Source organism: Micromonospora sp. DT48, assembly GCF_049844495.1.
GTDB lineage: Bacteria > Actinomycetota > Actinomycetes > Mycobacteriales > Micromonosporaceae > Micromonospora.
Genome location: NZ_JBNCLE010000024.1, coordinates 1 through 20,897, shown reverse-complemented (window position 1 = coordinate 20,897; position 20,897 = coordinate 1). Strand labels below are relative to the sequence as shown.

General features: G+C 72.1%; 25 protein-coding genes and 1 pseudogene. 19 read left to right on the top strand and 7 right to left on the bottom strand.

Features of this window, described 5'->3' with window-relative positions; all coding sequences use genetic code 11:
* Positions 1-41 precede the first annotated feature (41 nt).
* From ACLQ2S_RS23840 to trxA, 3 genes are all read right to left on the bottom strand, one after another.
* Entirely contained in the window at positions 42-971 is a 930-nt protein-coding gene (locus tag ACLQ2S_RS23840) for an HTTM domain-containing protein (RefSeq protein ID WP_425702958.1), read from the bottom strand.
* Positions 968-1,408, bottom strand: a complete 441-nt coding sequence (locus ACLQ2S_RS23835; RefSeq protein WP_155215267.1) for a hypothetical protein — start codon at positions 1,406-1,408, stop codon at positions 968-970. Before ACLQ2S_RS23835 ends, ACLQ2S_RS23840 begins: the two co-directional genes overlap by 4 nt.
* 123 nt (positions 1,409-1,531) lie before the next feature.
* Entirely contained in the window at positions 1,532-1,894 is a 363-nt protein-coding gene (gene trxA, locus ACLQ2S_RS23830; RefSeq protein ID WP_155215266.1) for a thioredoxin, read from the bottom strand.
* A gap of 614 nt (positions 1,895-2,508) precedes the next feature.
* Here trxA and ACLQ2S_RS23825 point away from each other — a divergent pair.
* The 11 genes from ACLQ2S_RS23825 to ACLQ2S_RS23775 all read left to right on the top strand — a co-directional run bounded on the left by ACLQ2S_RS23825 (position 2,509) and on the right by ACLQ2S_RS23775 (position 11,000).
* Complete coding sequence (locus tag ACLQ2S_RS23825; protein ID WP_093408321.1) at positions 2,509-3,024, top strand: MaoC family dehydratase; 516 nt, start codon at positions 2,509-2,511, stop codon at positions 3,022-3,024.
* 133 nt (positions 3,025-3,157) lie between these two features.
* On the top strand, positions 3,158-3,625 hold the full coding sequence (locus ACLQ2S_RS23820; protein WP_155215265.1) for a hypothetical protein: 468 nt from the start codon (positions 3,158-3,160) through the stop codon (positions 3,623-3,625).
* Positions 3,626-3,733: 108 nt separating this feature from the next.
* Complete coding sequence (locus ACLQ2S_RS23815) at positions 3,734-4,357, top strand: TrmH family RNA methyltransferase (protein WP_425702957.1); 624 nt, start codon at positions 3,734-3,736, stop codon at positions 4,355-4,357.
* Positions 4,358-4,386: 29 nt separating this feature from the next.
* A complete protein-coding gene (locus ACLQ2S_RS23810) occupies positions 4,387-5,136 on the top strand; it encodes a DUF6758 family protein (protein ID WP_375335292.1) in 750 nt (249 codons plus the stop codon).
* A gap of 116 nt (positions 5,137-5,252) precedes the next feature.
* Positions 5,253-5,411, top strand: coding sequence for a hypothetical protein (locus ACLQ2S_RS23805; RefSeq protein ID WP_007455302.1), 159 nt, complete (start codon positions 5,253-5,255; stop codon positions 5,409-5,411).
* 6 nt (positions 5,412-5,417) lie between these two features.
* Complete coding sequence (locus ACLQ2S_RS23800; protein WP_155215263.1) at positions 5,418-6,284, top strand: PH domain-containing protein; 867 nt, start codon at positions 5,418-5,420, stop codon at positions 6,282-6,284.
* A 100-nt stretch (positions 6,285-6,384) separates the two neighbouring features.
* Positions 6,385-7,224 (top strand): SigE family RNA polymerase sigma factor, encoded by an 840-nt coding sequence (locus tag ACLQ2S_RS23795; RefSeq protein ID WP_425702955.1) that lies wholly within the window; start codon positions 6,385-6,387, stop codon positions 7,222-7,224.
* 50 nt (positions 7,225-7,274) lie between these two features.
* A complete protein-coding gene (locus ACLQ2S_RS23790; protein WP_425702953.1) occupies positions 7,275-8,480 on the top strand; it encodes a hypothetical protein in 1,206 nt (401 codons plus the stop codon).
* A 25-nt stretch (positions 8,481-8,505) separates the two neighbouring features.
* Positions 8,506-9,366 (top strand): PHP domain-containing protein, encoded by an 861-nt coding sequence (locus ACLQ2S_RS23785; protein ID WP_425702996.1) that lies wholly within the window; start codon positions 8,506-8,508, stop codon positions 9,364-9,366.
* Positions 9,367-9,406: 40 nt separating this feature from the next.
* Entirely contained in the window at positions 9,407-10,021 is a 615-nt protein-coding gene (locus ACLQ2S_RS23780) for a MarC family protein (protein ID WP_425702951.1), read from the top strand.
* Between the two features lie 136 nt (positions 10,022-10,157).
* The gene (locus ACLQ2S_RS23775; RefSeq protein ID WP_425702994.1) at positions 10,158-11,000 is read left to right on the top strand and encodes a RecB family exonuclease; all 843 of its coding nucleotides are present in this window, start codon (positions 10,158-10,160) and stop codon (positions 10,998-11,000) included.
* 7 nt (positions 11,001-11,007) lie between these two features.
* On the opposite strand, the gene ACLQ2S_RS23770 is transcribed toward ACLQ2S_RS23775, so the two are convergent.
* On the bottom strand, positions 11,008-11,874 hold the full coding sequence (locus ACLQ2S_RS23770) for an oxygenase MpaB family protein (protein WP_309222746.1): 867 nt from the start codon (positions 11,872-11,874) through the stop codon (positions 11,008-11,010).
* Between the two features lie 125 nt (positions 11,875-11,999).
* Here ACLQ2S_RS23770 and ACLQ2S_RS23765 point away from each other — a divergent pair, with 125 nt between their 5' ends.
* Positions 12,000-12,485 (top strand): DUF2231 domain-containing protein, encoded by a 486-nt coding sequence (locus ACLQ2S_RS23765; protein WP_425702992.1) that lies wholly within the window; start codon positions 12,000-12,002, stop codon positions 12,483-12,485.
* A 21-nt stretch (positions 12,486-12,506) separates the two neighbouring features.
* On the opposite strand, the gene ACLQ2S_RS23760 is transcribed toward ACLQ2S_RS23765, so the two are convergent.
* Positions 12,507-12,872 carry a hypothetical protein gene (locus tag ACLQ2S_RS23760; RefSeq protein WP_309222745.1) on the bottom strand — a complete coding sequence of 122 codons (366 nt, stop codon included), beginning with the start codon at positions 12,870-12,872 and terminating at the stop codon, positions 12,507-12,509.
* A gap of 128 nt (positions 12,873-13,000) precedes the next feature.
* Between ACLQ2S_RS23760 and ACLQ2S_RS23755 the strand changes: the two genes are divergently transcribed.
* On the top strand, positions 13,001-13,168 hold the full coding sequence (locus ACLQ2S_RS23755) for a hypothetical protein (protein ID WP_196222474.1): 168 nt from the start codon (positions 13,001-13,003) through the stop codon (positions 13,166-13,168).
* 72 nt (positions 13,169-13,240) lie between these two features.
* Positions 13,241-13,450, top strand: a complete 210-nt coding sequence (locus ACLQ2S_RS23750) for a hypothetical protein (protein WP_309222773.1) — start codon at positions 13,241-13,243, stop codon at positions 13,448-13,450.
* A 14-nt stretch (positions 13,451-13,464) separates the two neighbouring features.
* Here the strand turns inward: ACLQ2S_RS23750 and ACLQ2S_RS23745 are convergent.
* A pseudogene (locus tag ACLQ2S_RS23745) lies at positions 13,465-13,605 on the bottom strand (FmdB family zinc ribbon protein); the annotation flags it as partial.
* A gap of 61 nt (positions 13,606-13,666) precedes the next feature.
* The gene (locus ACLQ2S_RS23740) at positions 13,667-14,296 is read right to left on the bottom strand and encodes a 5-formyltetrahydrofolate cyclo-ligase (protein ID WP_375335291.1); all 630 of its coding nucleotides are present in this window, start codon (positions 14,294-14,296) and stop codon (positions 13,667-13,669) included.
* A gap of 118 nt (positions 14,297-14,414) precedes the next feature.
* Here ACLQ2S_RS23740 and ACLQ2S_RS23735 point away from each other — a divergent pair, with 118 nt between their 5' ends.
* The 5 genes from ACLQ2S_RS23735 to ACLQ2S_RS23715 all read left to right on the top strand — a co-directional run bounded on the left by ACLQ2S_RS23735 (position 14,415) and on the right by ACLQ2S_RS23715 (position 20,703).
* The gene (locus ACLQ2S_RS23735) at positions 14,415-16,676 is read left to right on the top strand and encodes a diguanylate cyclase (protein ID WP_155215257.1); all 2,262 of its coding nucleotides are present in this window, start codon (positions 14,415-14,417) and stop codon (positions 16,674-16,676) included.
* 9 nt (positions 16,677-16,685) lie between these two features.
* Positions 16,686-17,639 carry a UTP--glucose-1-phosphate uridylyltransferase gene (locus ACLQ2S_RS23730; protein ID WP_155215256.1) on the top strand — a complete coding sequence of 318 codons (954 nt, stop codon included), beginning with the start codon at positions 16,686-16,688 and terminating at the stop codon, positions 17,637-17,639.
* Positions 17,636-18,949 carry a molybdopterin molybdotransferase MoeA gene (gene glp, locus ACLQ2S_RS23725; protein WP_155215255.1) on the top strand — a complete coding sequence of 438 codons (1,314 nt, stop codon included), beginning with the start codon at positions 17,636-17,638 and terminating at the stop codon, positions 18,947-18,949. The genes ACLQ2S_RS23730 and glp overlap by 4 nt, the downstream gene beginning before the upstream one ends.
* A 57-nt stretch (positions 18,950-19,006) precedes the next feature.
* Positions 19,007-19,615, top strand: a complete 609-nt coding sequence (locus tag ACLQ2S_RS23720) for a GNAT family N-acetyltransferase (RefSeq protein WP_155215418.1) — start codon at positions 19,007-19,009, stop codon at positions 19,613-19,615.
* Between the two features lie 179 nt (positions 19,616-19,794).
* On the top strand, positions 19,795-20,703 hold the full coding sequence (locus ACLQ2S_RS23715) for a hypothetical protein (protein ID WP_309222743.1): 909 nt from the start codon (positions 19,795-19,797) through the stop codon (positions 20,701-20,703).
* The last annotated feature ends 194 nt before the right edge of the window (positions 20,704-20,897 follow it).

Here is a 20,897-nt window from a genome sequence, read left to right as displayed (position 1 = left end):
GGGCGAACCGGCCCGCCGACCGGGCGGCCTGCCCCCTCCGGTCAGGACGGTGCCGGGTCCGGCACCGGGGTGTCGTCACCGTCCCGGGTGTCCGCCGGGGTGCGGGCGCCCGCCGGTGGCTCCGGGGCGAGGTCGCTCCGCGCCGCCCTGCGGGCCAGTAGGCGTCGCAGGGCGACCACCGGGCGGACCTTCTCCAGCGGCAGGAAGCTGGTCATGGCGACCAGGTGTGGTGCGAACGAGATGGTGATGGTCGCGATCGTCACCAGGTGGAACGAGTAGAAGAACGCGACCGTGGCGAGCCGCCAGCGCTCGGGCAGCACGAAGACCACTGGGCTGAGCAGTTCGAAGGCGAGGATGCCGAACTGGGCGACGAGCAGCAGGTGAGGGACCTGCGCGATCAGGTCGGCCAGGTCGGTGCCCCGCCGGATGATCGCCTTGGCGAGTACCGAGCCGGTCGCCCAATCCAGGCCGCCGAAGCGGAACTTCGCCCAGGCGGCGAGGAAGTAGGTGCAGATCACCGAGATCTGGGTGACCCGCAGGGCCCAGCCGCCCGCTTCGGTCCTGGTCTGGTCACCGTGTCTTGCCCGGCCGGCGGTGGGTAGCACGGCCAGCGCGACGAGCAGGGCGAACCGGTCGTGGTCGACCTTGCCGTAGCTCATCGCGATGATCATCCACTCGAAGTAGAGCGCGAAGACCGTCCAGCCGAGCAGTCGGTGGGCCCGTCCGGTGGCGGCGAGCAGGGCCAGCGACAGCAGGGCCCAGAAGATCACGCTCACCCACGCCGAGGTGGGGGTGGGCAGCGGCAGGACGCGTCCGATGAAGAGTGGTTGGTAGAGGTTGCCGGGCACGTCGACGCGGTCGCGTACCCAGGGGGTGAAGACGACCAGGTCGGCGGCGACGAAGAGGTAGACCAGCGTGCGGAACGCGGCGACCCGACCGCGTGGCACCGCCTCGGTGAGCCAGCGGGTCATCGGGTGACCTGCCAGCTGACGACGGTTTCGTCGACCCAGCGGCCGGTGGGTCGACGGTCGGTGATGTCATGCCACCGGATCACGATCCGGACCTCGGTCAGTTCCGGTGCGTCGGGATGCCGCCGGCCGTACGCCTCGGCGACCTCGCGTAACCGGCTCGGGTCGGCGACGTACCGGCTCTGCTGGCCTTCGATCTCGGCCCGGCGGATGCCGGTCGCCCGCTCGCCGAGGTCGACGAGGTTGCCGTTGCGGTCGACCCCTTCCACCCGGGTGTCCGGGGCGTCGGCGTCGGCCGGATCGGAGGTGGAGTACATCCGGAACGGGCCGAACGGGAAGTGGTCGTCCGCGCCCCAGACCGTGCCGGCCAGCAGGACTGCGAGGCCGAGGGCCGTCACCGCCACCCGGACCGTGCGGCCACGGCTCGTCAACGCATCCATCGCGTGCTGAAGATACGGCACGGCAGTTCGCCGGAACGTGCCGACTGGCGGGCCGTGTCCTAGCTGTGACGGCCCCGACACCACGACGGCCGGGCCCCGATCGGGCCGGCCGTCGTATGTGGGTCAGTGCTTGTGCTCGGCGAGCTTCTTGCGTACGTCGTCCATGTCGAGCGCCCGGACCTGCTCGATGAGGTTCTCCAGCGCCGACTCCGGCAGCGCGCCGGGCTGAGCGAAGACGATCACCCCGTCGCGGATGGCCATGATCGTCGGGATGGACCGGATGTCGAACTTGGCGGCGAGTTCCTGCTGCGCCTCGGTGTCGACCTTGCCGAAGGTGATGTCCGCGTGCTTGTCGGACGATCGCTCGTAGACCGGAGCGAACCGCTTGCAGGGGCCGCACCAGTCTGCCCAGAAGTCCACCAGCACGATGCCGTTGGCCTCGGTCACCTGGTCGAAGTTAGCCGTGGTCAGCTCGACGGTTGCCATGTGAGTCTCTCCGATCACGCGGAACAGCTATGTCTGGTGGAACTCGGGCGTACCTCATCGCATTCCCGGCGTGCTGCCACCGTAACCCTGGTCGCGGTGCCCCGTGGGGCGTTTGTCCGCATCGACCGTCGTCGGTCTCCCAAGGCGTTCGCATGTCGCACATGCATGTCGCATTTGCGTAACCGCCCGTAATGGGAGCGTTTCCAATGAGATCAACGGCTTGACCCGGTACTACGCAAGAATTTCGGCACTGACTAGCGAGGATTCGACCTGCGGAGATCGCTTAGGGGCCGATGATCGCTTACCCAGAGTGATGTAACAAAAAGGTAAATGTGACCTCGGTCTCTGTGCTGCCGGACGGGCGTACGGCAGAATCTTGAGGCATCAGAGCGTGGGCGGCGGGTGCCGGGGAGGGCCCCGCCGCTCATTGCGTCCGGCCTCGGTTTCACCCACGCCGGGAGCGCACCCGATCGCTCGCCCACCTGCTGAACAGCCGACCCGCCGGCCCTGCGGCGGTGTGACTTTTCGGCCGCCGCCCCGCCCCGCGACACGCCTTAACCTTCGATAAGGCATGCTGTGCCGAACTCCGTCGCCTCCCGTCGAAGGGGACCAGGATGCAGTTCGGCCGCTACTACGAGGAGTTCGAGGTCGGCGCGGTCTACCGGCACTGGCCGGGCAAGACGGTCACCGAGTACGACGACCACCTCTTCTGCCTGCTGACCATGAATCACCATCCGCTGCACATGGATGCGCACTACGCCGAGACGGCGAGCCAGTTCAAGCGCAACGTCGTGGTCGGCAACTACATCTACTCGCTCCTGCTCGGGATGTCGGTGCCGGACGTCAGCGGCAAGGCCATCGCGAACCTGGAGATCGAGTCTCTGCGGCACGTCGCACCCACCTTCCACGGCGACACGATCTACGGCGAGACGACCGTGCTGGACAAGCGGGAGTCCGCCTCCAAGCCGGATCGGGGCGTGGTCGCCGTGGAGACGCGCGGCTACAACCAGGACGGCACCCTGGTGTGTGTCTTCCGGCGCAAGGTGATGGTCCCCAAACGGGAGTACGCGGCGGCAGCCGTCCCGGACGGCGTCGACCCCGAGCGGCCCAGCTTCCCCGAGCCCCGCTGACCCGTACCGGCGGCGCCCGGTTCGCCTGATCGAACGCCGCCCGTACGGTCGCGCGAGGCGCGCCGGGGCGGGTTCCCACCGGAGGGGTTCGGTCCCGGTTCCGGGCGCATATGCTGGCGCCGGAGGTCCCGCCATGAGCGAGCGAATCACCACCGCCACCGCCTATTCCGCCACGGAGTGGGACCTGCTCACGAGCCTGCCCGGGCGGGTGATCGTGGCGGCTGCCCAGCCCGACCCCGGACGCCCGCACCGGAGCGTGGCGGCCGGCCTGGCCGGGTTGGACGCGGTGGCGGCCGGGCGGGCCTTCGACAGCGATCTGGTCCGGGCAGTGGTGGCCGCGATCTACGCCCGGCACGACGGCGCGGCCCCGACCGTGATCCAACTCACCGACCTGGTGGACGTGCTCGCCGCCTGCCGGGCCGTCGTCCGGGTGCTCGATCGCCACGCCGATCCCGCCGACTCGGCGGCCTATCGGCAGTGGGTGCAGTCGGTGGCCGCCCGGGTCTGTCGTACCGCCTCCTCGACCATGCCCGGCGGTGCGCTGGCTCCCGCCGACCGCCGCCTGCTCGACCGGCTCGGCGGCGCGCTCGCGCTGCGCTGACCGCTCGTCGGCCCGGCCGGGACGCCGCCCGTGGGGTCGAGCGGGCGTGGCCGGACCGGTGGCGGGCCACGGAGGCGGTACGGGCGGCGGGGCGTAACCTGCGTGACCGTGACCGGTGAGCAGCTCGAAGTCGGCGTGGGGCCGTGGCCCGGGGAACCGCCGACGGATCCCCGCTACGACCCGGAGCTGCTCGCCACCGGGGACCGGCGCAACGTGGTCGACCGCTACCGCTACTGGCGGCGCGAGGCGATCGTCGCCGACCTGGACCGGCGGCGGCACGACTTCCACGTGGCGATTGAGAACTGGCAGCACGACCTCAACATCGGCACGGTGGTCCGCAACGCCAACGCGTTCCTCGCGGCCGAGGTGCACATCGTGGGTCGGCGGCGCTGGAACCGGCGCGGTGCCATGGTCACCGACCGCTACCAGCACGTACGCCACCACGAGACGATCGACCAGTTGGTCGCCTGGGCGGCGGAGGACAACCTGCCGCTGGTCGGCATCGACAACCTGCCCGGCTGTCGGCCCCTGGAGACCGCGACGTTGCCACGACGGTGCGTCCTGCTGTTCGGGCAGGAGGGGCCAGGGCTGTCCGAGGCCGCCCACGCCGCGTGCGACCAGATCTTCTCCATCGCCCAGTACGGCTCGACCCGCTCGATCAACGCGGGGGTGGCGAGCGGAATCGCCATGCACGCCTGGATCCGGGCTCACGCCGGACCGCCTCCCACCTGACCCACCCTGCCGGTGGTGGGGCCGGGCGGGTGAATGGGGCGGCTCGGCTTGACGCGGGGCGGCCACGGGGTGACGGTGGAGTGGTGACGGTTGCGGTGAGTTGTCCGAGATGTGGTGGGTCGGTCCGATCCCCGGACCTGATGCACGCCGAATCTCGCTGCCCCGACTGCGGGCCGGTCGCTCCGCTGCACGTGCCGGAGCGCATCGGGGCGGAGATCGTGGCCAGCGTGGTCGATCTCATCCAGACCGCCGCCCGTCCGGCGCAGCCGACGGTTCCGCTGTGGTGCCCGTGGCCGCTGCCTCCGGGTTGGACCGCGACCGGCGTGGCGTGGGCGGGCGACGATCGACTCGGCGTGCGGGCCACGGCGGTCGCCTGCGCCGGGCCCGCGCCGCTGGGTGGTGGACCGGCGGATCTCATCTTCGTGGCCGAGGAACCCGGAGTCGGCCTGGGCGCGCGATACGCCGGAGTGTCCGGCCCGGACGCTGGACCGGAGCTGGCCGAGGCGTTGGCCGATCCGGGTCCGGGACATCCCGGCCATGTCGGACGAGCCGGGATCAGAGTGGCCGGTCACCCTACTCCACTGTGGTTGGTGAACTCACTGTCGGATCGAAGCGCGTACGCCGGCGAGGCTCTGGGAATGTGGCTCTATGCGATAGCCTGGCCGGCGAGTGCGGGGCATCTGCTCGCGGAGGACGTGCTACTGCACGACCTGGTCGAGTGGACGCCACCCGAACTCGTGTACGGCGCCCCATCTCCGTACCTGCACGGGAAGGCTTGACAAGTCTCCCGGAATGTCGGAGAACGGACGCAGATATTCACGGTAAGACACCACGCTGATACTCTGGGTGCCGCTGCGGTTATGGGACCCGGCGCCGCGCGAGAGGATGGCCCGCCATGGTCAAGAAGGTCCTCACCTGGGCCGGAATCGCATTCTTGATCTTTTTCGTCGCCTATCGGCCCAATTCCGCGGCGGATGTGTTCAAGTCGCTGGGTGGCGGCATCATGGACATCGCCCAGGGCTTCGGCGACTTCTTCACCTCACTGGTCGCTTAGCCGCCGATGGGAAGCCCCTCCGGCCCACCCTTCGATCCCGACGACCCTGACTGGGCCCGCCGGGAACACGACACGGAGCCGATTCCCCGGATCGACCCCGACGACGGACCGGGCTACGGCTCCGGTGCCCGCCTCTCCGACGGTCCGGCCTTCTCCGACGACGCCGGCTACGGCGACGGCCCGGGGTATGCCGGCGAGGGCCGGGCGTGGGTGCGCGATCCGGAGGCCGGTTATCAGCCGCCGGAGATCTCCGAGGAGGAGCTGGCCGGTCTGCGTGCCGACGCCAGTGGTGCCACCCCTCGCCGGGTGCTGCCGCTGGAGGACGAACCCAGCTCGCTGGTCGCCAGATATCTCTTCCCGACCGAGCGGTATCGGGGCGAGTGGAAGCGGCACTGGATCCACCTCGCCACGCCGATCATCGTCGGCGTCGCCGCCACCTTCGTGCTCGGCTACCTCTCCGGCTTCCTCGCCGGGCAGGACGTCGGTGCACTCACCACCATCGCGGTGCTGCTCTGGTTCGCGGTGATGGGCTGGGTGGCGTGGCGGGTCGCCGACTGGTGGTACGACCGGTTCATCCTGACCAACAAACGGGTCATGGTGGTCAACGGCATCATCACCCGCCGGGTGGCCATGATGCCGCTGGTCCGGGTGACCGACATGAAGTACGAGCAGACCCCGGCGGGGCGGGCGCTCAACTACGGCACCTTCGTGCTGGAGTCCGCTGGCCAGGAGCAGGCGCTCCGCGAGGTCAAGAACCTGCCCAACCCCAACGAGCTCTATCTACGCGTCGTCGAGGAGATGTACGAGCCGCAGGCGGTCGAGGCCCGGTTGGGCAAGGAACAGGACGAGGCCAAGGCCGACGACGGGGCCTGACGGTTTTTGACCGAACATCGGAGGTATTGCGCACCTTTCGTCCTCGACCCGCTGGTCACGCTGTGGCAGGCTGCGGCGGGAACAGGCACGGAGGTGGTGTGTGGCCAGCAGTGATCCGCTGGAGGAGGAGTTCCGCGACTTCGTCGCGGCCCGCTCTGGCGCCCTGCTGCGCACCGCTTACCTGCTCACCGGAGACTGGGGCACCGCGGAGGATCTTGTCCAGACCGCGCTGACCAAGACGTACCTGGCGTGGAAGCGGTTGGGCGGGATCGAGGCGATCGAGCCGTACGCCCGACGTGTCATGGTCAACACCTCGACCAGTTGGTGGCGGCGTCGCTGGCACGGCGAACGTCCGACCGAGGTGCTGCCCGAACACGCCGCCGTCGACGAGATCGAACAGCAGCTGGACCGGGACGTGCTCTGGCGGCACCTGCGGGCGCTGCCCGCCCGGCAGCGTGCGGTGCTGGTGCTGCGTTTCTACGAGGACATGTCGGAGGCGCAGACCGCCGCCCTGCTGGAGATCTCACCCGGCACCGTGAAGAGTCAGACCTCCCGGGCGCTGGCCACGCTGCGTCGACGCATCGGCTCGGAGGGTGCCCTCGGCCTGCGCGCCGACGGCGCGCAGTCACCCGAGCAGCCGCCTGCCGGAAGGCCGGAGCGGTCCAGTGGCGGGCGTCCGCAGCCGGAGGGAGGCGCTCGGCGCGGGAAGGTGACTCGGCAACGGGCGGACCGGACGCCCAGCGGCGGGGTCGTCCCGCCCCGGGAGACCGGCTCCGGCCAGGTGACGGCCGCCCGCGACATGCCCTCTGGGCTCGGCGAGCCGACCCCGGCCATGCCCTCCGGGCTCGGCGAGCCGACCCCGGCCCAGAGCGGCGGGCGGGACGACGCGACGGGATCGGTGGCGCAGCCGGACAGCGCGCTGGTCGGAGAGCGGCGGTGAACCGGAAACCCCCAGCTCATGACAACCAGAGCTGGTCCCCGGATCGTTCAATGGACGTGTCATCCAAGGAGTTGGAGGACGCCCTCAGGGAGATGCTGTCCCAGCGGGCGGACGTGCCGCGTCCGGTGACCGCTGACCCGGCGGGGGTGGCGATCCGACGTGCCAACCGCATCCAACGTCGCCGTACGTTGACCGGCATGGGTCTCGCCGTGGCGACGGTCATGGCGGTCAGCGCGGTCGGCCTGCAACTGCGCGACGATCGACCGCCGACGGGCGGCACGGTGGTGATCAGCGACCCGGACCAACCACTGCTCGTCGAGCGGCCCATCCCGCCGCCCGAGCCGGCCACCACGACTCCGATCGCCGAGGTGGACCTGCTGATCGACGGGTCGATCGCCACCGCACAGGGCCGCCGGGTGCCGCTGCTCGGCACCGGCGAGGTGGAACGGGCGCATCGACTCACCGACGGCCGTGGTTGGCTGGCCGTCGGCGTGCCGACCCTGGCCGGACGCTCACTGTGGGCGGTCGCCGGGGACGGCGCCGCGCAGGCGCTCCTGGCCGGTGCCGACGAGATCGTGCTGGACCCGCAGGGGCGACAGGTCGCCTGGAAACAGGGCACGGTGCTGGCCGCAGCGAAGATCGTCAACGGCGAACTGGACACCGTCGTGCGGGCCGAGGCACCGGCCGAGGCGGTGCCGGTGCGGTTCGTCGGCGATGCCGTGCTGGTCAGGCTCGCGCCCGACCGTCCCGGGCACGTGCTGTGGCCACCGCGACCCGGGACCCTGGATCCGGGCGGTGACCGGGCCAGCACCCACATCTTCGGTGCGCTGCCCGACGGCCGGTTGGTCGCTACGGTCACCCCAGGCACCGGCACCGGCACTTGCCTGACGCTGCTCGACCCGGCCCGGGATCTCGCACCCGCCACGCCGGAGTGCGGGCCGCAGCTGCCCGGCGACGGCCCCGGCGCGGTGTCACCGGACGGGCGCTGGTTGCTGGTCAACGGGCCGTCGGCGGGTGAGGAGTCGGCGCTGCTGGTGGACCTGGCGAAGCTCGACGCCTCCGGGGTGCGACCGGCCGGGCCGGCGATGACCGGCACCGTGGTCTGGAGTACGCCCGACACGGCCCACTACGCCGACGCCGACGGTCGGCTGGTGCGGGTCGCCGTCGACCAGGTGACCGAGGGCCGTCGTGCCGCACCGACCGCTCTGCCCGGCCTCCCGGACGGCGCGTCGCCGGTGGTGGTGAGCGGTGGCTGACCGGGGCACCGGGTGGCAGCGGACGATGTGTACCCGCATCGACCTGCACACGCACTCCACGGCCAGCGACGGCACTCTCGACCCGGCCGAGCTGGTCCGCGCCGCCGCCGCAGCGGGGCTGGACGTCGTCGCGATCACCGACCACGACACCACCGACGGCTGGGAGCCCGCGCTGCGTGCGCTGCCGTCCGGGCTGCGGCTGGTCCGTGGCGCGGAACTCTCCTGCCGTTGGGACGGCGAGCAGCCCCCGGTGTCGCTGCACATGCTGGCGTACCTCTTCGATCCGGAGCATCCGGAACTGGTCGCCGAGCTGACCCGGTTGCGGGCCTCGCGGCTGGCCCGGGGAGAACGGATCGTGGACCTGCTGCGTGCCGACGGCATCGATGTGGACTGGACCCAGATCCTGGCGCTGGCCGGCGACGCGACGGTGGGCCGACCGCACATCGCCCAGGCGCTCATCCGGGCCGGTCTGGTCGCCACCACCACCGAGGCGTTCGGGCCGGACTGGCTGGGGAAGCGGTACCGGCTACCCAAGGACGACATCGACGTGTTCCGCGCCGTACGGCTGATCCGGGCGGCCGGAGGTGTGGCGGTGTTCGCTCACCCCCGGGCCAGCCGTCGCGGTCGGACCGTGCCGGACGAGCTGATCGCCGAGCTGGCCGCAGCGGGCCTGGTCGGCCTGGAGGCCGATCACGAGGATCATTCGCCCGCCGAACGCGCCCACGTGCGTGGCCTCGCCGCCGAGCTGGGCCTGCTGGTGACCGGCTCGTCGGACTTCCACGGCAGTCACAAGACGGTACGGCTGGGTGCCTTCACCACCGGCGTGGAGGCGTACGAGCGGATCGTCGCCGCCTCCTCCGGGGTGACCGAGGTCGCTTCGGGCTGACCTGGCGCTCGACGCCGACGGCCGCGGCTACGGTGACCGGGTGGATCTCAAGCTGTTCGGCGAGGTCTTCGTGACCCTGCTGGTGATCGTCGACCCGCCCGGCATGATGCCGATCTTCCTGGCGTTGACCGGCCCGTTGTCGGCGCGGGAGCGGCACCGAGCCGCCTGGCAGGCCGTCGCGCTGGCGCTCGGGGTCATCGTGATCTTCGCGGTGGCGGGTCAGACGCTGCTCGCCTACCTGCACGTCGACCTGCCGGCGTTGCAGGCGGCCGGTGGGCTGCTGCTGATCCTGGTGGCGCTGGAACTGCTCACCGGCAAGACCGACGACCCGACCAAACAGGCCACCGCCAACATCGCCCTGGTGCCGCTGGGTACCCCGTTGCTGGCCGGGCCCGGCGCGATCGTGGCGACGATGCTCTTCGTCCAGCGGGCCGACAGGCCGACCGACTTCTCCGCCATCGCCGCCGCGATCGTCGCGGTGATGCTCACCGTCTGGATCGTGCTGCGGTTCTCCGGAGGCATCGTGAAGGTCCTGCGTCCGGGTGGGATCGAGGTGCTCACCCGGATCGCCGGTCTGCTGCTGGCGGCGATCGCCGTACAGCTCATCGCGGATGCGATCGCGGCGTTCGTGGCGCAGTACAACGGCGTCGGCTGACCGGCTCGTCCGGTCTGTCGGGGGTGGATGGCAGGATCAGGTCGTGCGACGAACCTCCCCAGCCGGACGACCCGCCGCCGGTGGCCGCCCGCCCCGGCCCCGTGACGCGCAGCCCGAGCAGCTCGGCTTCGATGGAATGCCGGAGCGCCTGTTCGTCTGCACCCCGAGTCGTCTCGGTGCGTACGCCGACTGTCCCCGGCGCTACCGCTACTCCTACGTCGACCGTCCGGCACCGCCGAAGGGCCCGCCCTGGGCGCACAACTCGCTCGGCGCCAGCGTGCACACCGCGTTGAAGAACTGGTTCGCGCTGCCCGCCGACCGGCGTCGCCCGGAGGCGCTGGCCGCCCTGCTCAAGGGCACCTGGGTGCGGGAGGGCTACCGCGACGACGAGCAGGAGCGCGCGGCCTACCGGCGGGCCCTCGGCTGGCTGGAGGCGTACGTGGGCGGGTTGGATCCGGCCGACGAGCCGATCGGGGTGGAACGGGTGGTCGCGGTGAAGACCGGGGTGTTGGCCTTCAACGGCCGCGCCGACCGGATCGACTCCCGGCCCGGTCAGCAAGGGCCCGAGCTGGTCATCGTCGACTACAAGACCGGCCGCAGCGGGCTCGACAGCGACGACGCGCGCGGGTCGCAGGCGCTGGCGCTGTACGCGTACGCGGCCGAGCGGGTGTTCCGGCGGCCGTGCCGCCGGGTCGAGTTGCACCACCTGCCGAGCGGCACCGTGGCGGCGCACGAGCACACCGCCGAGTCGCTGGCGCGGCAGGTGACCCGCGCCGAGGAGACCGCCCGCGACATCATGGCCGCCGAACGCTCGGTCGCCGACGGTGCCGATCCGGACGACGCCTTTCCGACCAACCCCGGCGCGCTCTGCTCCTGGTGCGACTATCGGCGCGACTGCCCGGCCGGTTCCGCGCTGCCGGGCAAGGATCCGTGGGCCGCGGTGGAACGATTCGCCGAGCCGTCCGCGGAGCGGGACTGACCAACCGTCAGCCGGTGGTGGCGGCGGTCGAGGTCAGCCGGGCCGCGCGTTCCTTGGCAGCGCGCTGCATGGGGCCTTCCCGCCAATCGCGCGGCAGGGCGGTGAGGGCGAGCCGCAACGCACGTACCGTCACGTCGGCCGACAGCGCGGTGGTGGGCAGACCCAGCCCGCCGTAGAGCCGCCGCGCCCAGGACGGCAGCAGGGCGAGCGCGGTGCCGGCGATGCCCAGGTACGCCCACCGGGGCGGGCCGAGGTTCAGCCCGATCCGCGCCGGCAGGCTGAGCTTCCACGGCAGGGGCGGGGCGGTCAGGAACAGGGCGGTCTCGGCGGCCTCCCGGGTCATCCGCAACTCGGGTCGGATCCGCCGGTAGTAGTCGGCGACCTCGGCGGCGGTGCCGGGAACGGTCTCCGGGTCCAGCCCGACGAGGGCGGCGGTCCGCCGCTGTTCGGTGTAGTAGCGATCGATCTCGTCGGCGTCCAGCGGTACACCGGCCCGCCGCGCCGTGTCGAGGAACGACTCCACCTCGGTGACGTGGACCCAGCGAAGCAGGGCCGGCTCGTCGATCCGGAATCGGGTGCCGGTCTCCGGATCGACAGCGGTCATCCGGGCGTGCAATCGGCGTAGCCGCTCTCCGGCCCGCTCCGCCTCGGCGGTGGTGCCGTAGACGGTGGTCCCCACGTACTCGGCGGTGCGGATCAGGCGCCCCCAGGCGTCCTGACGGTAGTTGCTGTTCTGCGCCACACCGGCCATGGCCCGGGGGTGCAACGCCTGCAGGTAGAGCGACCGCAGCCCGGCGACGAACAGGATCGGTTCCTGGTGCAGCTTCCAGGTGACCGAACCGGGACCGAACAGGCCGACGTCGACGGTATCCACCCGTCAAGGGTGCCACGCCGGCTCAGTGAACCGGCCCGCTGCGGTCTGCGTGTGGAGCAGCAGGGCGTTGGGCGATCAAACTTTGGCCCGTACGCTGACATTCACGATCACCTTCGGAGGTGCCGATGTTCGAGAAGGCGCTGGGCCTGCCCCTACACGTGCTGGTCGTCCACGCGGTCGTCGTCCTCGTGCCGCTGCTGGTGCTGCTCGCTGTCGCGTACATCGTGCTGCCCCGGTTCCGGGCCCGGCTGGACTGGGCGGTGGCGGCGCTGGCGGTGGTCACCCCGATCACCGCGTGGGTCGCGGCGAGGTCCGGTGAGGCGCTGGAGGCCCGGCAGATCGAGCGGGGCTTCTCCGGCGAGATTCTCGACAAGATCACCGATCATGCGGCGCACGGCGAGATGCTGTCCCGCATCACGCTGGCGCTCGGCCTGGTGGTCATCCTGTTGCTGGTCGCCAACAGCGGTCACTCCCGGGTGCCGAAGCTGCCCGGCTGGGTGCCCGTGGTGCTCTCCGTCGCGGCGGTGGGGTTGGGCGTGGCTGCCCTCGTCTACGTCTGGCTCACCGGGCACTCCGGTGCCGAGATGGTGTGGGGCAACACCTTCGAATAGACCGACCGCCGGGTCGACCGTTCAGAACAGCAGCCGGGTGCAGAGCAGACAGGTCAGCACCACCAGGACGGCACCGGCGATCGCACCGACGGTCCAGGTGACCCGCTGCGCCCGTTGTTCCTGCGCGTCCAGGTCGATCATGTCCTGGGCCGGTAACTGGCGCGGTGGTGCCGGTCGCAGGTGCACCGGGGGCCGCCAGCCCGGTGGCGGTGCGGTGGTGGGTGGCGGGCCGGTATACCCGCCGTCGGGTGCGGACCGACCCGGGGACGTGGGCTGACTGACGTCGGCCGGGGTGCCCTGCACCGACGGGTCGGCGGGCGACCCGCTGGCGGACTCGGGCCGCCGCCACGGATCGTCTGGGTCCAGGCCGGGTCGGGGGGTCGTCACGCCGTCCGACGCTACCAACCACCCCGTCGCCACGCTGTCAGGCCGCGCCCGAACCGGTCATGGTCAGGTGCGGCCCCGGGACGTCGCTCGGACTCCGAGGGCTGACGGCTGCGTTAGTCTTGCCGCTCGTGAGCGAACCGCATGGCCCGAGGGATGACGATCGCACGGTCGAGCTGACCGACGACTTCGTGGTGCTGCCGGAGCAGACCGCCGACGACACCGACCACGGCTGGGGTGAGCGGGCCGGCGGCAACGACGACTGGTTGCTCGGCGAGCGCCCGCCACATTGGGAGTGAGCACCCGCCGAGCGATCCTGAGCCGGTCGGAGAGCGACCTCGCTGCGACGATCAGGTCAGGAGGAGCTGGCCGTGGCCGACGCCTTGCTCGTGCCGCCGGAGGACCCTCCCGACGAGCCCCCGGACGACCCGCTGCCGGAACCGGACGAGGCGGAGGCGGACGAGGTGGAGCTGGTCGACGACGAGTTCGACCCGGTCGAGCTTGAGGTCGAGGATTCCGACTTGCCGTTCGAACCGCTGGCCACGGTGTCCGAGCCGGAGGAGCGGGAGTCGGTGCGGTAGAAGCCCGAGCCCTTGAAGACGATGCCGACCGAGTTGAACAGCTTGCGCAGTCGTCCCTCGCACGCCGGGCAGTCGGTCAGCGGCTCGTCAGAGAAGGACTGCACCGCCTCGAGCTGATGACCGCACGCGGTGCAGGCGTACTGGTACGTGGGCACGTTCTCCTCCGGATCTGACACGGCCGATTGGCACTCGACGTATTCGAGTGCCAATGGTGCGTCATCGCCCCCCGGTTCGTCCAGCGGAAGTGTGTGGCACGACACCCGAGATGGCCGTCAGCCCGTGCTCCGGGGTGACCACCGCACGCACCGGCCGGTCGTGCGGCTCGGCGGGCAACTCCTCCAGCAGCTCGCCGTCGTGCAGCGGCACCACCGTGAGCGCGGTCGCCGTCACCCGTGCCAGGGCCCGATCGTACGAACCGCCGCCGCGTCCCAGGCGGATGCCCCGGCGGTCCACCGCCAGCGCCGGCACCACCACCAGCTCGGCGGTGGCCACTGCGGTCACCCCCAGCCGGGGCCCGACCGGCTCGCGGATGCCGCGTCCGGCGGCGACCATCGCCTGCGGCCCGTCCCACGCGGCCCAGTCCAGGTCGAGATCATCGCGGAGCACCGGCAGCAGTAGGTCCGCACCGGGGGGCAGCGCGGCGGCGAGCACCGCCGGCAGGTCCGGGCCACCCGGTTCCCCGCCGACCGGGACGTACGCGGCCAGCCGCCCCGGCCGCAGCCGGCGGACCAGGGAGGACAGCTCGGCCTGGACCCGCGCTGCGGCGGTGGCGCGCTCGGCCTCGGTGCGGGCGCGGCGGTTCGCGAGCAGCCTGATCCGAGCGGTCTGCTTCGCGTCATGCGTCACTTCCGCTCCTTCCGCAAATTCCGGCACGCAACACTCCTCACGCAACGTTTGTCTAGCCGTCGCTCTGTGTCAGCATCGCAAGCGACGGTCGCGCAACTTCCGGGGGGAAGGGGAAGCGTTGACGCTACGCGGGCGGTTGACCGCAGCCTTCCTGGCGGTGGCGTTCGGCCCGGTCCTGCTCGGTGCCGTCTTCGTCGCCTCCACCGTAGCGGCGGTCGACCGCAGCCGCGCCACCGAGCGGTTGGCGGTGGCCGCCACCGCCGTGCGTACCTCGGTCGACGCGCTCTGCCAGCAACTGCGGGCCGCCGCCGACGCGGTCGCCGTCACCGCCGACCACGCCGGAACCGCCGCGCAGGTGGTCAGCCGGGGCCTGGCCACCGCGGTGCTCGTCACCGACGCGACCGGTCGGGTCAGTTACACCACCCCGAACCCACCCCCGCCGCCCTGGCGGGACTGCGCGACGCCGGAGCCACCCGGCGCGTCGGTCAGCGCCCTGGTGGTGCGGGTGCAGTTGCGCGACGCGGCCGGCTCGGCGCTGGGTACCGTCGCCGCCGCTCAGCCGGTCGACCCCGCCTTCGTCGCGCGACTCGCCGCGGTGACCGGGGTCGCGGTGACCCTGCTCGACGGGGCGATGCCCGTCCAGGTGGCCCACACCACCGAATCCGGCAACGGTCGGGACGCGGTGCTGGCTGCCGCCGCGTCACTGCGCGACGAGCGCGTCACCGGCACCATCGACGGGCGGTACGTGCGCCGAGCCGGCCCCGCTGCCGGGCAGCCGCTGCCGCTGGTGCTCTCCGTACCCAGCGACCAGCCACCCGGCCTGCACGCGGTGCTGGTCGGCGTGGTGCTGCTGGCCGCCCTGTTGGGCGTGGCCGTGGCCTGGCGACTGGCCCGGGTGACCACCCGGCCACTGGTGGAACTGGCCGTCGCGGCCGATCGCGTCGCCACCGGCGACCTCACCGTCCGGGTACCGGTACGCAGCGGCGACGAGATCGGTCGGTTGGCTGTCGCCTTCAACCGGATGACCCGCGAGACCGGCGGCTACCTGGCGGCGTTGACCAGCAGCCGGGACCAGTTGCGCGGCCACCTCGCGGTGCTCGGCGACACGCTGGCCAGCACCCACGACCTGCCCCGGATCCTGCGGCTGATCCTGCACAGCGCGCTCGCCGCGACCGGGGCGCGGGCGGGGGCCGTGCTCCTCACCGAGCAGGGTGAGCAGCTCGTCGCCCGGTGCAGCGAAGGGCTTGACGACCGGTGGCCCGGCACCGCGCCACTGCGGGTGCCGCTGGGCTGTGGGGTGGTCGGCGCGGTCGCGGCGACCGGCCAGCCGCGCCGGGGCCGGGCGGAACCGACGGGCTCCTCCTCGGACGAGCCACCCTGCCGGACGTACATCGCGGTGCCCTTCGCCGCCCCCGACGTCGCCGGAGCCGACGCGCCGGGCGCGACCCCGGCGGCCGGCCGCCCGGCGGAGGTGGTGCTCGGCGTGCTGGCCCTCTACGACCGCCTCGGCGGGGAGGAGTTCGACGACGACGACCTGGCCACCCTGCGCACCTTCGCCCGGCACGCGGCGGTCGCCGTGCACAACGTGCGGGTGCACGAGGAAGCGCAGCGGCTGTCGCTGACCGACCCGCTGACCGGGCTGTGGAACTACCGGTACCTCCGCGAGTCGCTGCGCCGGGAGGTGGAACGGGCCAGCCGGTTCGGCCGGATGGTCAGCGTCCTCGCCCTCGACCTGGACCGCTTCAAGACGGTCAACGACACGTACGGGCACGCGGCCGGGGACACCGTGCTGGCCGAGTTCGCCCGGCGGATACGCGGCGAGATCCGGGAGGTGGATCTGGCCTTCCGTCGCGGCGGGGAGGAGTTCGTGGTGCTGCTGCCGGAAACCGACGCCCGAGGCGCGGCCACCGTCGCCGAGCGGCTCGGCTCGGCCGTGCGGGACACCCCGGTGACGGTGGTGGGGCACGCCGGTGCCCGGGAGCCGATCCAGGTGACCGTCTCCATCGGCATCGCCGTCTTTCCCGACCACGCCGACACCGGACCGCAGGTGTTGGCGGCGGCCGACGAGGCGCTCTACGCCGCGAAAGCCGCGACCCGGGACACCTGGCGGTTGGCGATGCCTCGGGAGTCGTCACCGACCCGGGAGGTGCCGGTGTCGGTGGTGGCCCATAGCCCCGCCGACGGGCTGCCTCGGGCCGGCCTCGACGTACCGGCCGGTCCCGACACGCCGGACACCGGCGACCTGCCGGCCGGCTCCGACGCCGTCCAGCACAGCGGCGACCCGACTGCCGTGGCGGGTACCACCGGCACCGGCAGAACCGGTCCGACGGGCGGCGCGTCTTCTGGTCCTCACCCGCCGAGACATGCCGATGGCCGATAGTCTCGCGACATGTCGGAGCACTCAGCGAACCCCTCAGCGGCCGCAGTCACCGGCCGTCCCCGTGCCGTCAAAGCCGTCATCCCGGCAGCCGGCCTGGCCACCAGGTTCCTGCCTGCCACCAAGGCCGTCCCCAAGGAACTGCTGCCGGTCGTCGATCGGCCGGTGTTGCAGTACATCGTCGAGGAAGCCGCACAGGCCGGCATCAACGACGTGCTGCTGATCACCGGCCGGGGCAAGACATCGATGGTGGACCACTTCGACCGTCGCCCCGACCTGGAGGAACGACTCGCGGAGAAGCCCGACCTGCTCGCCGCCGTCAAGCGGACCGAGGAACTGGCGTCCATCTACACCTGCCGCCAGCCGGAGCAACTGGGTCTCGGGCACGCCGTCGGGTACGCCGAGTCCCACGTGGGCGACGAGCCCTTCGCGGTGCTGCTCGGCGACGAGTTCGTCAAACCCAGCGAGCCGCTGCTGCCGGCCATGCTGGAACTCCAGGCGCGTACGGGTGGGGTGGTGCTCGCCTTCTTCGAGGTCGACCCGGCGGAGACGAAGCGGTACGGGATCGCCTCCGTCGAGCCGGCCGAGTCCGAGCTGGCCGACATCGGCGAGGTCGTGAAGGTGACAGGCATGGTGGAGAAGCCGCAACCGGAGGAGGCGCCGAGCAACCTCGCCGTGCTCGGCCGGTACGTCCTGCCCGGCAAGATCTTCGACGCCATCCGCCGGACGAAGCCCGGCAGCGGCGGCGAGATCCAGTTGACCGACGCGATGGAGATCCTGCGTACCGAGGGCACACCGGTGCACGCGATCGTCTACCGAGGCACCCGCTACGACACCGGGATGCCGCTGGGCTACCTCCAGACCGTGGTCCAGATCGCCGCCGACCGTGAGGATCTGGGCAGCGAGTTCCGCAAGTGGCTGGTCGAGTTCGTCAACTCCGACGCGTCGGGCGGTCCGAATACATGACCACGACGGCCGACGCCGAGGCGGCCGAAAACGGGTTGACGCCGCTCGCCGACTACCTGGGCAGCGTGCTGCGCAGGTTGCGCGCGCTGCCTCCGCTCGACCTCGACCTCACCCAGGCGTACGGCAACGTCCTCGCCGAGGACGTGGTCGCCCCGCACTCGTTCCCGGCCTTCGACCAGGCGGCCGTGGACGGGTACGCGGCGCGCTGGGAGGACATCGCGGGTGGGGGCCGGGGCGCGGGGTACGTCCCGGCCCAGTCCAGTCGGCCAGGCGGACGCACCGTACGACTCAACGTCGTCGGTGACCTCGGTGCGGCGAGCTGGCGGCCGGTCCGCCTCACCCCGGGCTCGTGTTTCTCGGTGGCGGCTGGCGCGCCACTGCCGATCGGCGCGGACGTGGTCGTCCCGGTCGAGTGGACCGATCAGGGCATGGCGGCAGTGGAGATCTTCCGGGTCCCGAAGCGGGGGTACGGGGTCCGCCGGACGGGGGAGGAGGTGGCGGCCGGTGCGCTGCTCGCCCGCTCCGGCACCTACGTCTCGCCCGCGCTGGTGGCGGTGCTCGCCGCCACCGGCATCGGGCACGTGGTGGTGCGCCCGAGCCCCCGGGTGGTGATCGTGGCCACCGGAGACGAACTGGTCGACGTGGGTCGGGGCAGCCAACCGGGCCAGGTCGTGGACGCCAACTCGCACGCCCTGACGGCCGCGGCGGCGGAGGCGGGAGCGTTGGCGTACCGGGTGGGTATCTGTGACGACGACCCTGAGGGGCTGCGCGGGCTGCTGGAGGACCAGACCCTGCGCGCCGACCTGATCATCACTACCGGCGGCACCGGCACCGGGCCGGGCGACATGGTCCGCCGGATCCTGTCGCGTCGGGAGGGCAACCGCGCCGGCCCGGTCACCTTCACCGACGTGGCGCTCTATCCGGGTACCGCCCTCGGCTTCGGCACCGTCGGCGCCGAGGAGGTGCCGGTGGTCTGCCTGCCCGGCGACCCGGGGGCCGCGATGATCGGCTTCGAGGTGCTGGCCCGGCCGGCGATCAACCTGCTGGCCGGCGCGGAGCCGGTGTTCCGTCCCAGCGTACGGGCGCACCTGCTGGAAACCGTCTCCTCGCCGGCCGGACTGCGCGAGTTCCGGCCCGCGCACGTCGCCGAGCGGCGGGGCGGGGGTTACACTGTCCAACCGCTCAACGGCGGTCCGTTCACGCTTTCCGGCCTGGCAGAGGCGAACGGTCTTCTCGTCCTCGGCGAGCGGGTGACCGCTGCCGCCGCCGGCTCCACCGTCGACGTGTTGCTGCTGGACCGCCGCCGGTAACCGGCGACGCTCGGGAGTGGAGGTTCGGTGTTCCGACGAGCGCCTGGCTGGCCGGCGATGCTCTCCGACGGCCCGGTGCTGCTGCGTCCGTACCGGCGGTCGGACGCGACGGCCTGGTCGCAGGTGCGCCGAGCCAACCGGGAGTGGCTGGCCCCCTGGGAATCGTCGGCACCCGGTGACTGGGACGACCTGAACTCCCCGGCCACCTTCCGGTGGGTCTATCGCGACCAGCGACGCTCCGGGCGTACCGGTGAGGGGATGCCGTTCGCGGTCTGCCTGTACGAGGACGGGGAAGAACGGCTGGTCGGCCACATCAACGTGGGCAACATCGTGCGGCGGGCCTTCTGCTCCGGCTACGTCGGCTACTGGGTGGACCGGCGGGTCGCCGGCCGGGGTGTCATCCCGACCGCGTTGGCCCTGGTGGTCGACCACGCCTTCGGCCCGGGCGGGCTGCACCGGATCGAGGTGAACATCCGCCCCGAGAACGTGCCGTCCCGCCGGGTGGTGGAGAAGCTGGGCTTCCGCGAGGAGGCGTACCACGCGCGCTACATGCACATCGACGGTGCCTGGCGCGACCACATCGGCTACGCGATGACCAGCGAGGAGATCGCGGCCGAGGGCGGCCTGCTGGCCCGCTGGCACCGGCTGCGCGCCCGTACCCCGTGAGTCGTCCCACGTGCGGGATCGGCGCGGCGCGGCGGTTCCGGCGATGGTGACCCGTAACCTCAGGTAACTGCAAGCTGCGGCAGGCGCTGCCCGCCCCGCATGATTCACGTCGCCGACGCCGATCGGTGGAAGATCCTGCGGCGGTCGGCGTCTGCTCCGAATCTCTGGTGACGGGAGGGGTGAGGGTGCCGACCTCGGTGCTCCTCGCCGTCCTCGCCGCCGCCGGGCTGCTCGCCCTCGCTCCGGCGCTGGTTCGCCGGTACGACGCCGCCGAGCGGCTGGTGGCGGAGCGGGCGCAGTCGACGGCGCGGGTGCTCCAGCGCCGCCGACGCCGTCGCACTGTCCCCGGTCGGCGACCGATCAACCCCTCCCGTGCCCTGGTGATCACCCTCAGTGAGAGCCCTAGCTCCGGTGGCCTCGCCGCTCCGGTCTCCGGACCGCCCGCCCTGCGCCGCGCGGTTCCTCCTCAGCCCCGTCGCTCAGCTGACGACGGCCAATCATCCACGCGTCCCGCTGACGGAACCACTCGGGGCGCGGCCGGTGATCGCGCTGTTCCGCGCCGCTCCGGTCGGCCGAGCCGGTTACGTGCCGTACCGGCAGGAGGGGGTCGACCCCGACGTCGGCCCGACCGGCGGCACCACCACACCCCCGCCATCTACCGCCGCCGCCGGGTGCTCGCCGCGCTGGTGCTGCTCAACGCCGTCGAGCTGGTCGGTGTGCTGGTCGTCGGCCCAGGATTCTGGATCAGTTTCGCGGTCACCGCCACCCTGCTGATCGTGTACGTCGTACACCTGCGTGCCCGTGCGGTCGCCGACCGCCGCCGACGCCGGGCCCGGGCCCGCGAGGCCGCCTGGCTGGCGGCTCGTCAGGCCGAGGTACGCCGGGAACAGGCCCGCCGGGCCGCCGCCCGCCGGGAGGCGCAGCGCCGCCTGGCCGCCCAGCGAGAATCCGTCCGGCGCAACGCGATGGGCCTGGACCGCCCGGCCGACCTGCCGCAGGCCGCCAACGGCGGCTCGGTGTCCTACCGCCGGGCCGGTGGCCTACGCGGTCGCCCCTACGAAACCGGCCCCGGCTCCCACTCCGCCTAATCCCCGCCCCCTCGGCGCGCGCCGCGCGCCGAGGCGTGGGGAGGCGTGGGAAGGCGCGGGGAGGCGACAACTTCGGGGAAACTGCTGCCTCAGGCCGAGCTTGAGGCAGCAGTTTCCGGGAAACTGCGCGGATCTTGTGGAGCCGGGGTGGCGGGGTGGTTCGCGGCGGGAGCGCTCGACCTGTTAGCCTTGTC